At 49.8% G+C, this 13,963-nt stretch carries 12 protein-coding genes and 2 tRNA genes; 6 read left to right on the top strand and 8 right to left on the bottom strand.

Annotation, left to right across the window (positions count from 1 at the left end; translation table 11 throughout):
* Window position 1 precedes the first annotated feature (1 nt).
* From EPIR_RS10595 to EPIR_RS10570, 6 genes are read left to right on the top strand one after another with little or no spacing between them, the layout of a single operon-like run.
* Window positions 2–1,195, top strand: a complete 1,194-nt coding sequence (locus tag EPIR_RS10595) for an MFS transporter (protein WP_048697345.1) — start codon at window positions 2–4, stop codon at window positions 1,193–1,195.
* Between the two features lie 2 nt (window positions 1,196–1,197).
* On the top strand, window positions 1,198–1,926 hold the full coding sequence (locus EPIR_RS10590) for a glutamine amidotransferase-related protein (RefSeq protein WP_023655392.1): 729 nt from the start codon (window positions 1,198–1,200) through the stop codon (window positions 1,924–1,926).
* Window positions 1,927–1,929: 3 nt separating this feature from the next.
* The gene (gene pabB / locus EPIR_RS10585) at window positions 1,930–4,023 is read left to right on the top strand and encodes an aminodeoxychorismate synthase component I (RefSeq protein WP_023655391.1); all 2,094 of its coding nucleotides are present in this window, start codon (window positions 1,930–1,932) and stop codon (window positions 4,021–4,023) included.
* Window positions 4,013–4,942 carry a diiron oxygenase gene (locus tag EPIR_RS10580; protein WP_048697343.1) on the top strand — a complete coding sequence of 310 codons (930 nt, stop codon included), beginning with the start codon at window positions 4,013–4,015 and terminating at the stop codon, window positions 4,940–4,942. The genes pabB and EPIR_RS10580 overlap by 11 nt, the downstream gene beginning before the upstream one ends.
* Window position 4,943: 1 nt before the next feature.
* Window positions 4,944–5,573 (top strand): FMN-binding negative transcriptional regulator, encoded by a 630-nt coding sequence (locus tag EPIR_RS10575; RefSeq protein WP_072066030.1) that lies wholly within the window; start codon window positions 4,944–4,946, stop codon window positions 5,571–5,573.
* A 22-nt stretch (window positions 5,574–5,595) separates the two neighbouring features.
* The gene (locus EPIR_RS10570; RefSeq protein WP_023655388.1) at window positions 5,596–6,255 is read left to right on the top strand and encodes a dihydrodipicolinate reductase C-terminal domain-containing protein; all 660 of its coding nucleotides are present in this window, start codon (window positions 5,596–5,598) and stop codon (window positions 6,253–6,255) included.
* A gap of 230 nt (window positions 6,256–6,485) precedes the next feature.
* Here the strand turns inward: EPIR_RS10570 and EPIR_RS10565 are convergent.
* From EPIR_RS10565 to mtfA, 8 genes are all read right to left on the bottom strand, one after another.
* Window positions 6,486–6,561: transfer RNA gene (locus tag EPIR_RS10565), tRNA-Asn, on the bottom strand.
* Window positions 6,562–6,801: 240 nt separating this feature from the next.
* The gene (locus EPIR_RS10560; RefSeq protein ID WP_023655386.1) at window positions 6,802–7,638 is read right to left on the bottom strand and encodes a metal ABC transporter permease; all 837 of its coding nucleotides are present in this window, start codon (window positions 7,636–7,638) and stop codon (window positions 6,802–6,804) included.
* Complete coding sequence (gene sitC, locus EPIR_RS10555) at window positions 7,635–8,492, bottom strand: iron/manganese ABC transporter permease subunit SitC (protein ID WP_023655385.1); 858 nt, start codon at window positions 8,490–8,492, stop codon at window positions 7,635–7,637. Before sitC ends, EPIR_RS10560 begins: the two co-directional genes overlap by 4 nt.
* Window positions 8,492–9,295 carry a manganese/iron ABC transporter ATP-binding protein gene (locus EPIR_RS10550; protein WP_023655384.1) on the bottom strand — a complete coding sequence of 268 codons (804 nt, stop codon included), beginning with the start codon at window positions 9,293–9,295 and terminating at the stop codon, window positions 8,492–8,494. Before EPIR_RS10550 ends, sitC begins: the two co-directional genes overlap by 1 nt.
* On the bottom strand, window positions 9,292–10,203 hold the full coding sequence (locus EPIR_RS10545) for a metal ABC transporter substrate-binding protein (RefSeq protein ID WP_023655383.1): 912 nt from the start codon (window positions 10,201–10,203) through the stop codon (window positions 9,292–9,294). The genes EPIR_RS10550 and EPIR_RS10545 overlap by 4 nt, the downstream gene beginning before the upstream one ends.
* Before the next feature lie 233 nt (window positions 10,204–10,436).
* A complete protein-coding gene (gene katG / locus EPIR_RS10540; protein ID WP_023655381.1) occupies window positions 10,437–12,626 on the bottom strand; it encodes a catalase/peroxidase HPI in 2,190 nt (729 codons plus the stop codon).
* A 341-nt stretch (window positions 12,627–12,967) separates the two neighbouring features.
* Window positions 12,968–13,043: transfer RNA gene (locus EPIR_RS10535), tRNA-Asn, on the bottom strand.
* A gap of 100 nt (window positions 13,044–13,143) precedes the next feature.
* Window positions 13,144–13,926 carry a DgsA anti-repressor MtfA gene (gene mtfA, locus EPIR_RS10530; protein WP_023655380.1) on the bottom strand — a complete coding sequence of 261 codons (783 nt, stop codon included), beginning with the start codon at window positions 13,924–13,926 and terminating at the stop codon, window positions 13,144–13,146.
* Window positions 13,927–13,963 lie beyond the last annotated feature (37 nt).

Genomic DNA, 13,963 nt, shown 5'->3' with positions numbered 1-13,963 from the left:
GATGAACTTCCCCATAAGAAATGTTTTTTTGGTTATTTTTTGTCAGTCTTTGGCTTTAACATCAATGACGCTGGCAACCACCGTTACGGGTGTTGCGGGCAACATGATGGTAGGCCAGGCTGGCTTTGTCACGCTGCCGCTTGCTGTCAATGCCATCGGAACTGCGCTGGCAATGATGCCGGTAGCGCAGGCGATGCAAAAATATGGACGGCGTCCGGTTATGCTTTTCGGTTCGCTGACAGGCGTGATTTCAGGCCTGCTTGCTGCACAGGCTTTTCACGCAGGTAGCTTTTTACTTCTCTGTTTTGCGCTCTTTGGTGTGGGAATAGCGATGGCGAGCAGCGCTTTTAACCGATTTTTAATCGCGGAAATAACGCCGCAGGCATCACGAAGCCGGGTAATATCCTGGGTGCTGGCCTCCGGGCTTATTGCCAGTTTCGCCGGGCCTGAAACGGGTAAAATAGCACTAAAGTACTTTCCGGAGCTTGGGTTTGCTTCGCCTTATTTGGCGCTAGCCGGGTTATGGTTAATCCAGTTGATGGCAATATGTTCATTCAAAAATCTCCCCGTCAAAAAGCAGGATGAAAAAAATAATAGCGCGCGCCCAATGCGTCTGATAATTACCGATTGGGGTTTTTTCATGGCACTTATTGCTGGTGTTGTGGCGAGTTTAATCATGGGAGCCATGATGATAAGTACCCCAATGGCGATGACGCATAGTGGGCTTCATTTTGATAGCGCGGCAACGGTTTTGCAGTGGCACTATATGGCTATGTTCTTACCGGCATTTTTCACTGGCGATCTTATTAGAAAATACGGTAGTCGTAAAATTATTGCCACAGGCGGCGTACTTTGTTTCATTTCTGTCGCTAGCGCTTTTGGCGCGCAATACGGTAATTTTCTCGTGGCGCTGTTTTTAGTCGGCGTAGGCTGGAATTTTATGAATACAGGCAGTGTCACCCTGGCTATTACGCGTTACAGTCCGGAAGAAAAGGGAAAGGCTGAAGGTTTTTATGGCACCACCATGTCTGTCACCAGTGCCATCGCTGCGATTTCCTCAGGTTATTTACAGCAGAATTATGGCTGGCATGCCGTTCTGATAATGTCATTTGTTATGATAGCCGCACTATCTTTAGCTTATATATTGATAGATAAAAAACATGGATCGAGAGAATTTGATGTGGATGCAGGTTAAATATGCTATCAGATAAAAAAGTACTGATCGTCACTCAAACTTCTTTGTCACAAAATTATCATGAAACTTTAGGCCGGGTTCCACGCTTGCTTCGCCAACATGGTTATGCTGTCGAATGGCTGAAGGTAACAGAAGAACGCTTTATTTTTGATAATATCACGCAATATTGTGGAGTATATTTTGATGGCGCTGCTATAAGCGCTAATGATACTGATAAACACGCCTGGATGAGAGACCAGGAAAATTTTATGAAACAGTGTGTGGATAAAGGAGTGCCTGTACTGGCTATCTGTATGTCGGCAGGCTTACTTACGCGCGTTTTGGGTGGAAAGGTTAGTCGCCATGCCTCGGGGACTGGTGAACGCGGCTATCGTAAAATTATCCCTACGGCTGAAGGCAGACATTTTTTCCCTGATGATTTTAATGCTTATTTCTGGCATCAAGACGGATTTTCGCTGCCGAAAGACGCGGTGCTGTTGGCAAAATCGACGCTTTTTAATCAGGCGTATTGTTACAACGGGAACAGTTACGCCATTCAGTTTCATCCTGAGTGGACTCATGAAATTATTCGTCGCTATTCGCTTACCGTAGAACGCGATGCGCTCATGTTTAAAGGCGCGGATGATGAAAAAAAACAATCAGAAGATGCAAAAAAACATGCCGCTTCTATTGAAGCATGGTTTGACTATTTTCTTAATTACTGGCCAGTGAACAATCACTTGAGAAAATGACGAATGAGAACAATAATAATTGATAATTACGATTCATTTACCTATAACATCTTCCAAATGGTTGCTGCAATCAATCAATGTAGTCCGCTTATTTTTCGTAATGATGAAATAAGTTGGCAGCAGATACAGAAACTGGATTTTGATAACATCATTCTTTCGCCGGGACCAGGTTCGGCTGAAAATGACAAAGACTTCGGCCTTTGTCGTGATATAATTTTATATTCAACTAAACCTGTGCTGGGTATCTGTCTTGGTCACCAGGGGCTCTGCCATTATTGGGGTGGGAAAGTAACTCAAGCCCCTGTTCCCGTACATGGCCGGCAGAGTAAAATTTATCATGCAGGGCATTCTATTTTATCGAATATCCCGTCGCCTTTTAATGTGGTTCGATATCATTCTTTGATCGTTAACGATCCTATTCCTGATTGTTTTGAAGTCACGGCCCGTACCGAAGAAAATTTGATTATGGCAGTGGCGCATAAAGAAAAACCTTTGTGGGGAGTACAATTTCATCCTGAATCAATCCTGACCGAATGTGGAAGTGAGATTATCAGGAATTTTAACGAACTCACTGTTAGTTATCTCAAGGAAAATAAAATAAAATCCGCGAATGGATCTTATGCTCAACCTAAAATGGTTAAATTAAAAAAACCAGCTGCGGAGATTTATTTTCATTTAGAGTGTGAAGTTATCGCTTTTGACAGGGACCCCGGTGATATATTTAAGCGTATTTATGGCGATTCTAAAAATGCTTTTTGGTTAAATCGTGAAGCTTCATCAGCTTCGCCGTTTTCATACATGGGTGATGCCAAAGGCGAGAATGCCTTTATGCTATCTTGGTGTCAGGTCAGACGGCAACTGACCATTGATTCTGCGCACGAGAGCAAGGTTAGCTCGTCGGATATCCTTAGTTATATGGATGCGCATTTAGCAAATATCAACGTATCAGGAAGCGAGACGCCCTTTGGTTTTCGTGGCGGATTTGTTGGCTATATCGGTTACGAAGTCGATGTTTCCGGCGAACGCTGCTGTCAGCCTGCGGCGGATGATGATGCGAAAATGATTTTCCCTGACCGTTTTATTTGTATTGATCATCAGAAGAGTTGCATTTATCTCGTGACCCTGACGCCTCTTCATCAGGATAGAGATAGTGCCTGGATTGAAGACGTCAAAAGGCGTATTGCGGCTCCAGATAATGCATTAACCCAGCCATTGGCCAAAGAGAAAAAACAGGCCCAGGCATACTGGCTACACAGTAAAAAGAAGTATTTGCAGTTAATTGAGTCATGTTTTTCTGAAATCAGAAGCGGCGAAAGTTATGAAGTATGCCTGACCAACCGGCTATATCTTCCTCCTCTTAGTGCGCCATTTTCCGCCTGGCAACAACTGAGAAAAAGTAATCCATCACCGTACGCTGCTTTTTTACGCTTCGATGACCTCAATATCATATGTTCATCACCAGAGTGTTTCCTAAAAATCGATAAAGAAGGCCATGTTATTTCCAAGCCGATAAAAGGAACGCGTCGTCGCGGAAGAGATGCTGATGAAGATAATAAGCTGCGTCTTTCTTTACTGACGGATGAAAAAGATCGCGCTGAGAACCTGATGATTACGGATTTACTTCGTAACGATCTGGGCAGGGTCTGCCAAGTTGGCTCCGTACAGGTGCCTGAGCTGATGGTGGTGGAAACCTATCCCGCTGTACATCAACTGGTCAGTTCAGTGACAGGTAAACTTCAGCACACTTCGGCAATTTCATGTTTTAAAGCCGCATTCCCTGGTGGTTCTATGACCGGTGCGCCCAAAAAAAGAACCATGGAAATTATCGACAGGCTGGAAAACCGGGCGCGTGGCGTCTATTCCGGAAGTATTGGCTACTTCAGTTCTGACGGTTCTGCCGATATGAATATCGTTATCAGAACGCTGGTCAGTAACGCTTCTCATTCCGTGATAGGGGCCGGAGGTGCAGTGATAGAGCTATCTACGCCTGAAGCAGAGGTCGAAGAGGTTATGCTCAAAGCCAGCGCTCTGCTTGATGCTGTTGCAATCAGTCAAAACTGGGCCATTTCGTTAATCGAGAATGAACATGACTATTAAAAAAGTGATTATTCGTTGCCATAAGCTGGATGGTTTTTCTGAAAGCTGGGATAAAACGTCCTCGGTAAAAAAACCGTCGGTAAGCTTTACCTGCTTTGAAGCGGAAAAAGCGGATTATCCCGAATCTCTGGTGCCATTTCACCAGCATCCGCTGTATCAGAAACTTGATCATGAAACCAAGACGCGTATTCTTTCTGCGGCATGGATATGGTATAACGAAAAAACGGAGTTCCTGGAAGAATTAATAGTCAACCCTGCCTGCCAACTGATTGTAACCAAACGCTTTTTCGGTGCCTGTTCTAACGAAGTGAGGCGCTTAATATCACAAATTATGGTTGATGAACAGTATCATGCCTATATGAGTATCTATCCTTCCATTTTTACCCGGGAAAAGCGGGATCTTGAAGGATTATATTTTGAATATCCTCATGTGATAAAAAGATACCGTGATATTGACAATACTCACAATGATGAAGGTACGAAAAATATCTTGCTGCTTGCCTTTATGGTTGTTGCGGAATTATCTATTAATGGCTATTTGAACTTACTTTCAAAAAATGAGGATATACAGCCTCTAAATAAGGAAATTACCTATAATCACCAAAAAGACGAGGCGCGTCACTCCTTTATTGTTAAGCAAGTAGCAAAGGATATCTATATTAATATGAGCGAAGAAGAGAAAACGCTTTTTTCTGGGTTTATTAATGAGGCGCTCATTGCTTTTGTGAAGGCCGAGTTTCTTCCATGGAAGATTATTCTCGAATTTATCGGCGTGCCTTTTGCAGAAGAGCTTATCCGTTTTAGTGAGGAAAAACAAAATGGCGCACCTCTGTTCCGAGATGTAAGGGTACTCCAGGGATTTATTAACGAGTTGGGGTTTGGTCATCGTGTACCCTATTTAGAAAAATTGGTTGGGTGAGATGTACATTCCAAATGAGTTCAAACCTTCATGTGAAAATTTTACATCTGAGCTAGTAGGTAGTGAAGTGTTAGGATGCCTGCTGAGTTATCAGGAAAACAGACTGATAACTACGGCGCTTCCCTTTTTACAGGATAAATCGGATCAAAAAATTTTAGTTCTTTTGTCGCATATGGCCGCAGATAATTCACACTGGAAAGTTTTACAGCAGCAGAAAGAGGCTCACCTGCTTTTTATGGGCCCGCATGCTTATGTTTCACCTCAATGGTATAGTTCTCCGGTTAATGCGCCCACATGGAACTACGTGATGAGCGTATTACGGGTCACTATTGAAATTATTCAGGAGCGCTCTGCACTTCTGGCCCTGATGCAAAAAACAGTCATGCACTTTGAAAAAAGGTATGCGCAACCCAGTCAGATTAATCTGCAACCTGAGCGTTTAGAGCGCTTGTTGGGACGGATTGTCGGCCTCAGATTATCCGTCACCGATGTTCAAGAAAAAGCCCAACTGAACCAGAACAGAAGTATTGATGATCAATACTCTGTGGCGAAATATTTGGCCGATTCTGATAATGATAATTCGAATTTCATTGCAAAAATGATGCTCAATAATTTAAGAGATATGCCGTAATAAGGCCATATCAGGAGACGGAATGAAGCATATAAGAGTGGGAGTCGTGGGTTTTACGGGGCGACTAGGGAATCATGCCTGTACGGTTCTACAGAAAAAAAATTACGATTTATCGCTACTGGTTAGCAGTCATCAACATATTTTTCATTCACCACCGCAGGTTATTTTTGAATGTGCACACCATAGCGCAACAAAAAAAACCATTGAACTTGCCAGGCGTTTTAATTGTGCGGTGATATTCGCGACATCGGGCAGGGAGGAAGCCGACGAGGCATATATCAGAGAAGCGGCTAAAGATTTGCCGGTCATTATTGCGACTAACCTGGCGCAGGGGGCGTTGTTACAAGCCAGGCTGTCTTTATTCGCTAATGAGCACTGTGGAGCATGTGAAAAGACGATAATCGATCGTCATGCCAGTATTAAACAGGATCGGCCAGGAGGAACAGCCCGGCGTCTCGCCGCGATGCTGGACGCTAAAATTGAAACGCTGAGGTATGGGCAAGGTGTGGCCGATCACCATGTGGTTTTTCACTGGCAGGATGAAACGCTGGAAATCACCCATCGTACGTTCTCTTTATTGCCAGCGGTTAACGGCGCTATTCGTGCTATCGACTATGCGTTAAATATTAATAAACCGGGTCTTTACGATTTTTCACAATGCGTAACTTCGCTCGGGGGATAGTTTTTTTAACGGCTGGATTGTTTCATTTTCTGATATTTTGATCCGTTGGGATGTCGCAGCAGGTATAGGCCGAATCCGTCAGTTAGCTTGAGCGGTTTACCACTTTGTTTACCAGCAAAAGGGTGTACTTCGAGTGAAGTTGAACGGATGTGTGTAGACGTTGGGTAAGGGGGCATCAGTGAATAGAAAGCAAAAAACCAGACGCCCGTAGACATCTGGTTTCTTAAATTTGGCTCCTCTGACTGGACTCGAACCAGTGACATACGGATTAACAGTCCGCCGTTCTACCGACTGAACTACAGAGGAATCGTGTGAACGGGGCGAATAATAATAATCTTATGGATAAGTGTCAACGGAAAAAGTGGCGCCGGGTCATTGACTGCTGTTGTTTGCAGCAACCTGATGATTTGCTAAACATTTTAGCTTGAATTTCATTGATGTCAGGCAGCGTACCCATTGCCAAAGATCTGTTTTTATCACCACCTCGGTGAACATATTCGTCAAATAAGCAGGTACGGCATCTGCTCTCAACGCCGTACCTGACTATCAGGTCAAAAGTACCTTGCGCTCGCGGCGCAGAGAATAAATAAATGCCACGGTAAAGATCAGGGCAAACAGCACCACGATGGTTGGGCCGGGGGCACTGTCAAGGAAGAATGACAGATACGTGCCGCTAAAGCAGACCGTAATTGCCAACAGTAATGCGCAGATCATCACCGATGAGAAAGTGCGCATTAACAGAATGGCAATGGCGCCAGGGGCGATAAGCAGCGCAATGGACAACACAATCCCCACGGCTTTTAGCGTGGCGACGATGGTCAGTGCAATCATGCTTAGCAAGCCGTAGTGCAGTAGCGTTGTGTTCAAACCACATGCTTTCGCCTGCTGCGCGTCAAAAGCATGCAGCACTAAGTCGCGCCATTTCATGCCAATGACCAGTGCAACAACGCAGGAAATCGCTGCGCTTTGCAGCATATCGCTGGTTGAGATACCCAGCATATCGCCGAACAGAATATGGTCGAGATGCACCTCGGATTTCACCGAGATATAGAGGATCAGACCAGCGGCAAACATCCCGGAGAAGATAATACCCATCACGGTATCCTGCTTGATGCGGCTGTTTTCCTTCACGTAGCCTGTCGCCAGCGCGCAGAACAGCCCGGCACAAAATGCCCCGATGGCCAGAGGAATGCCGAGGATCCAGGCCAGCACCACGCCGGGAAACACCGCATGGCTCATGGCATCGCCCATCAGCGACCAGCCTTTAATCACCATAAAACTGGAAAGCAGTGCACAGGGGATAGCGACAATCACCGAGATAGCCAGCGCGGTATTCATAAAATCAAACTGAAACGGGCTCAGCAGCAGTGCAGTCAGATTCATACGGCCTCCTGTGAGGAGTGGGCGACACGTCTGCGCCGTGCCAGTAGCCCGTGCTTAGGGGCCAATACAAATGCGATGAGAAACACCAGCGTCTGCGCCACCACGATGATGCCGCCGGTCGCGCCGTCAAGGTAGTAGCTTATCCATGCGCCAAAGAAGCTGGTGATGCTACCGATGGCGACCGCAATCATCAGCAGTGAAGGGAAACGGTCGGTCAGTAGATAAGCGGTAGCGCCGGGGGTGACCACCAGGCAAATAACCAGAAAAGCGCCGACGGTTTGCAGGGCGGCAATGGTGCAGGCCGCCAGCAGGGTGAAAAATAGCAGCTTCAGGCGCGTTGGGTTAAGGCCCACCGAGCGGGCATGATTTTCATCAAAGAAGGTCACCATCAGGTCTTTCCACTTGATCAGTAATATCAGCAGCGAGGTGAAGCCTATAATGGCGAGCTGAAGAATATCTTCCGGGGCAATGGCCAGAATATTGCCGAGTACGATTGTCTGAATATTCACCGAAGTGGGGTTCAGAGAAACCATAAACAGCCCAATGCCGAAGAAAGAAGAGAAGATTAGCCCGATAATCGCGTCCTCTTTCAGACGTGTTCGCTGATTAAGAAACAGCATGCTGCCCGCTGCCAGACCACCGGAGAGAAAAGCCCCAAGGGCGAAAGGCAGCCCCAGCATATAGGCCCCGGCCACTCCCGGCACTATTGAGTGTGACAGTGCATCGCCAATCAGTGACCAGCCCTTTAGCATCAGGTAGCAAGAAAGGAAAGCGCATACGCCGCCCACCAGCGCTGAAACCCACATTGCGTTCAGCATATATTGATAGTGGAAAGGTTCAGTCAGCCATGCCATCAGCGGTTCCCCTCAACGAGAGAGAGGGCAGGAGGATCCTCAGCATCGCTGAATGTCAGATCGCGCAATGCGCCGCTAAAGGCATTTTCCAAGTTGCTGCGGGTAAAGGTGGTGGCCGTAGGGCCGCAGGCCAGCACCGTGCCTTTGACGATAACCGTGTGATCACAATAATCCCTGACGGAGGCCAGATTATGGGTTGAAACCAGCAGGGTGCGCCCTTCGTCGCGCAGCTCATGCAGCAGGTTGATAATTTGCTGCTCGGTATTGACGTCAACACCGGTAAAGGGTTCATCCAGCAGGATCACCTGACCACGCTGTGCGATGGCGCGAGCGAGAAAGACACGCTTTTTCTGGCCGCCGGACAGTTCGCCGATCTGACGACGACGGAAGTCGGACATGCCAACTCGCTCCAGGGCGGCAGTGACCAGGCGTTTGTCTTCGTCACGCGCAATACGTAGCATGCCCATATGGCCATAGCGACCCATCATCACCACGTCTTCAACCAGTACCGGAAACGACCAGTCGACATCTTCGGACTGGGGCACATAGGAGACCAGGTTGTTTTTCAGCGCTTTGTGGCACGGCCGGTCGAGCAGGTCAATCGTTCCGGCAGAGAGCGGGACAAACCCCATAATGGCCTTAAACAGCGTCGATTTCCCGGAGCCGTTGATGCCCAGTAGCGCAGTGATACTGGCGGTGGGAACCTGTAATGAGGCATCGCGCAGGGCGGTGTGCCCGTTGCGATAGGTCACCGTGAGGTTATCCACCTTAATGCCATTCTGCTGTACGGCGTTGATGCTCACTTTGCTAACCCTTGTTGAATGCCGTGAACAATGGTTTCACTGGTGACGCGCAGCAGATCAAGATAGGTCGGAACCGGGCCATCTGCGGCACTGAGCGAATCAACGTACAGCACGCCGCCATAATGGCTGCCGGTTTCACGCGCAACCTGGCGCGCGGCCTTATCGGAGACGGTACTCTCGCTAAATACGGCCGGTATCTTGTACTGCCTGACCTTATCGATCACTTTACGCACCTGCTGCGGCGTTCCCTGCTGGTCGGCATTGATCGGCCACAAATAGAGTTCCTGCAAACCGAAATCGCGCGTCAGATAAGAGAATGCGCCTTCGCTAGTGACCAGCCAGCGTTTTTCTGCGGGCAGTTGTGCCAGTGCCTGCTGCACCGGGGCGATAGTGGCGCTGATTTTTTCCTTATAGGCGGCCGCATTTTGGCGATAGGTTTCGGCATGGGCCGGATCGTATTTCACCAGCGCATCGCGAATATTATCCACATAGATCAGCGCATTTTTCGGCGACATCCAGGCGTGGGGATTTGGTTTACCACTATAGGGGCCTTCGCTGATGCCCATAGGAATAACCCCGTCGGACACCACGACTTCCGGCACGCCGGACAGGTGTTGATAAAAGCGTTTAAACCACAATTCCAGGCTAAGGCCGTTGGCAAGGATCAGCTGCGCGCCTTGGGCACGTTTAATATCGCCGGGGGTGGGCTGATATTCATGGATCTCCGCGCCGGGTTTGGTGATTGAGGCGACTTCTGCCGCCTCTCCGGCCACGTTCTGCGCCATGTCGGCAATGATGGTAAAGGTGGTAATGACCTTAAATTTATCCTGTGCCACCGCGGTATGCAGGGGTAACGTGGCGAGGATGGCGGCACAAAGCCATCCTTTTAATCGATACAGATATGACATGAATTTCTCCCGAGGTGCTTAAAAATACGTCTTAAATAGCAATTGCTATAAGATATAGCACAGGCTATGTCTCGTTGTGAAATTTATTCGCATTTTGTTAGCGCTGGGAGTGCTGGTAGAACGGGAAGGCGGCAGCGGATGGTATGAGCGACCAGAGTCGGCGCGATGTGACAATAAAGAAGAGAGGCAAGGTGAAGAAAACCCCCGGTAAGCCGTGCTTACCGGGGGCTTGTTTAGCGTATATCGAAGCGATCGAGATTCATCACTTTGTCCCAAGCTGCGACAAAGTCGGTGACAAATTTCTGTCGGGCATCGGCAGAGGCATAAACTTCTGCCACGGCTCTCAGGATGGCGTTAGAGCCAAAGACCAGGTCGGCGCGTGTGGCACTGTACCTGACTTCTCCTGTTTTGCGGTCGTAACCGTCGAACAGCTCGGCGGCGTCATCGGCGGCACGCCAGGCGGTGCGCATATCGAGCAGATTGACAAAAAAGTCATTGCTGAGTACGCCAGCCCGTTCGGTGAGCACGCCGTGCTGGCTGTCATCAAAGTTAGTACCCAGCACCCTCAGCCCACCGACCAGCACGGTCAGTTCCGGCGTACTGAGCGTCAGCTGCTGTGCCTTATCAATCAGCAGCGTCTCGGTGGATGGCCCGTCGGTGATGCGCCGGTAGTTGCGGAAGCCATCCGCCAGCGGCTGTAGCAGCTCGAAAGAATCGATATCCGTTTGCTCCTGACGCGCATCGACACGGCCGGCGGTAAATGGCACTGCAATAGTGACACCCGCAGCCGCTGCTGCCTGTTCAATCCCCACCACGCCCGCCAGCACCAGGGTATCCGCTAACGACATTTTACCGGATGCCTGCTGTATCGCCTGAAGCTGCGGCAGAGCACGGCTGGCAATCGCATTGACCGGCCACGCTTTTTGTGGAGCCAGCGCAAGGCGGGCACCGTTGGCACCGCCGCGCTTGTCACCGCCGCGAAAAGTCGAGGCGGAAGCCCAGGCAACCGACACCAGTTCACCGACTGAAAGCCCACTCTGGGCAATCGCTGACTTCACATCGTTGATATCACCGAGTGAAGGCTGGTGAATCGGGGCAGGCAGCGGATCTTGCCAAATCAGGTCTTCTTTCGGCACTTCAGGGCCGAGATAACGCGCTTTTGGCCCCATATCTCGATGGGTCAGCTTAAACCAGGCGCGAGCAAAGGCTTCGTTGAACGACTGCGGGTCCTGCAGAAAACGCCGGGAGATCTTGCCGAACTCCGGGTCGAAACGCAGCGTCAAATCGGTCACCAGCATGGTGGGCTTGCGCTTCTTATTCGCATCGAAAGGATCGGGGATTGACGCTTGTGCATCCTGAGCCTCGAACTGGATCGCGCCTGCCGGACTGTGGGTCTGAACCCACTCATAGTTAAACAGGTTCTCGAAAAAGTAGTTGCTCCACTGGGTTGGCGTTTGCGTCCAGACGACTTCCAGCCCGGAAGTGATGGCGTCTGCGCCTGAACCGCTGCCGTAGCTGCTCGTCCAGCCCAACCCCTGAGATTCAAGAGGAGCCGCTTCCGGATCGACGCCAACATGGCTGGCTTCACCAGCACCGTGAGTTTTACCCAGCGTGTGGCCACCGGCGATGAGGGCGACGATCTCTTCATCATTCATCCCCATATTACCAAAGGTGGCGCGGATGGCCGGTGCGGCTGATGCCGGATTACCGCTGGCTTCAGGGCCTTCCGGGTTAACGTAGATAAGCCCCATCTCCGTCGCGCCTAATGGCGCATTGGCAAGGCTTTCCGGGTGACGGTGCGCCAGCCACTCTTTCTCGTCACCCCAGTTGATATCGAGGTCAGGCTCCCACACGTCTTCGCGTCCGGCGGCGAAGCCAAAGGTACGGAAACCGGCGTTTTCCAGCGCCACATTTCCGGCCAGAATATAGAGGTCGGCCCAGGATATTTTCTGACCATACTTCTGTTTCACCGGCCATAGCAGACGCCGTGCCTTATCCAGACTGACGTTATCCGGCCAGGCATTAAGGGGAGCAAAGCGCTGCTGACCGCGACCGGAGCCGCCACGACCATCTACGGTGCGGTAAGTCCCGGCGCTGTGCCAGGCCATGCGGATAAACAGGCCAATATAGCTGCCCCAGTCGGCGGGCCACCACTCCTGCGAGTCGTTTAGCAGCGATTTGAGGTCGGCTTTGAGTTGAGGATAGTCGAGCTTGCTGAACGCCTCGCGATAACTGAAGCTGTCATGGAGTGGGTTAGAGCGGTTTGAGTGCTGATTTAATAAATCGACACGTAATTGCTCGGGCCACCAGTCACGGTTACTGGTTCCACCACCAGCACCTCGGGCCAGAACGCTTTTTTCCTCTTTTTGGGCATGGAAAGGGCATTTTCCAGCAGCGCTATCATTCGTATTATGCGTACTCATCTTAAGGCTCCATCACTCTCATTGATGAAGCCAGCATAACGGCCGATGACGATAGGAGCTATCTGGATTAATCAACTTGTTTGATAGGTTTTTCCTTTCTTATTGTTGCACCGTGCTCCATATCAATATTGCACAATGGACAAAAAGGACGGTTTATACTTGCGGCTAATGGCCTGAGAGCGCGATCTTCAAATGCGGGTAAAAAGAACACCGAACCGGCTTTACCAGCAAAAGGGTATCGCTTCGGGGGATTTTTAGCAGACGTTTTCAGGCGTTGGGAAGGGGGGCAACAGCCAAATAGCAAAAAACCAGACGCCCATAGGCATCTGGTTTCTTAAATTTGGCTCCTCTGACTGGACTCGAACCAGTGACATACGGATTAACAGTCCGCCGTTCTACCGACTGAACTACAGAGGAATCGTGTGAACGAGGCGAATATTAGCGATCCGCTATCTGACTGTCAACCGTAAAAAACAGACTGGTTTTCAACTGGCTGCGTTTAAATCAATCCGCTTGATTACTGAGCGGTTGAGGTCGTGTGGTACTGCTGTAGACGCTGCCAGGGGTCCTGGCGATAAAACTGGCAGAAACGCCGGTATAGCGCCGGGAAACGGGCTACCAGCAGTTCCGGGGCGCTAAAGAAATACTCGGAGAGCACGGCGAAACATTCGGCCGGCTCGCTGGCCGCATAGGGATCTATGCTGGCGGCGTCTTCCCCGACGATATCTGCTTCATCGCCAATCTGCATCATCGCGGCGCGCAGGTCGTGTTCCCAGCCAGCGACGTCGCGCAGCGCAACAGACGGCACACCATTCGCTTCGCCACTGCCGCGTGCATCCAGTTTATGCGCAACCTCGTGGATGACCAGGTTATAGCCGGAACGGTCAAAGGAATCTTGTATATCCCGCCAGTTGAGGACAATCGGGCCCTGCTGCCAGCTCTGACCGGCCTGTACTATGCGCTCACGGTGTACCAAACCAAACTCATCCTGCCATTCGTCGTCGACCACAAAGGGAGAAGGGTAAATCAGAACTTCATGAAAACCGTCCAGCCAGTCATAGCCCAGGTTTATCACCGGCAGACAGAACAATAACGCCAGGCGGCAGCGATTTAACCGATCCAGCTCCAACTCCTGCAACAGGATCAGGCTTTTCTGGCGTAAAAAACGCGCGGCAAGCTGGCACAACGCCTGACTTTCAGCCGCGCTAAGGGTGGAGAGTAACGGTATGTCCAGCGCCTGTTGCCAGGGCAGTTCGGCGTCCCGCGCATCGTCTTTACTTTTCCACGGCCACTTAATCATCTCTCCTCGCTCCCGTTTGACATAAAGCTGGCGTCAA

The organism is Erwinia piriflorinigrans CFBP 5888, assembly GCF_001050515.1.
GTDB classification, from domain to species: domain Bacteria; phylum Pseudomonadota; class Gammaproteobacteria; order Enterobacterales; family Enterobacteriaceae; genus Erwinia; species Erwinia piriflorinigrans.
The sequence above is the reverse complement of the archived record's forward strand: the minus strand, read 5'-3'. Positions and strand labels throughout refer to the sequence as shown.

Excerpts from the sequence above, each read along its gene's own strand:
- EPIR_RS10575 (WP_072066030.1), top strand. The coding sequence starts at position 4,944 with ATGTACATTCCAAATGAGTTCAAACCTTCATGTGAAAATTTTACATCT.
- mtfA (WP_023655380.1), bottom strand. The coding sequence starts at position 13,926 with ATGATTAAGTGGCCGTGGAAAAGTAAAGACGATGCGCGGGACGCCGAA.
- EPIR_RS10545 (WP_023655383.1), bottom strand. The coding sequence starts at position 10,203 with ATGTCATATCTGTATCGATTAAAAGGATGGCTTTGTGCCGCCATCCTC.
- EPIR_RS10570 (WP_023655388.1), top strand. The coding sequence starts at position 5,596 with ATGAAGCATATAAGAGTGGGAGTCGTGGGTTTTACGGGGCGACTAGGG.
- EPIR_RS10595 (WP_048697345.1), top strand. The coding sequence starts at position 2 with ATGAACTTCCCCATAAGAAATGTTTTTTTGGTTATTTTTTGTCAGTCT.
- EPIR_RS10560 (WP_023655386.1), bottom strand. The coding sequence starts at position 7,638 with ATGAATCTGACTGCACTGCTGCTGAGCCCGTTTCAGTTTGATTTTATG.
- EPIR_RS10590 (WP_023655392.1), top strand. The coding sequence starts at position 1,198 with ATGCTATCAGATAAAAAAGTACTGATCGTCACTCAAACTTCTTTGTCA.
- EPIR_RS10580 (WP_048697343.1), top strand. The coding sequence starts at position 4,013 with ATGACTATTAAAAAAGTGATTATTCGTTGCCATAAGCTGGATGGTTTT.
- sitC (WP_023655385.1), bottom strand. The coding sequence starts at position 8,492 with ATGGCATGGCTGACTGAACCTTTCCACTATCAATATATGCTGAACGCA.
- katG (WP_023655381.1), bottom strand. The coding sequence starts at position 12,626 with ATGAGTACGCATAATACGAATGATAGCGCTGCTGGAAAATGCCCTTTC.
- pabB (WP_023655391.1), top strand. The coding sequence starts at position 1,930 with ATGAGAACAATAATAATTGATAATTACGATTCATTTACCTATAACATC.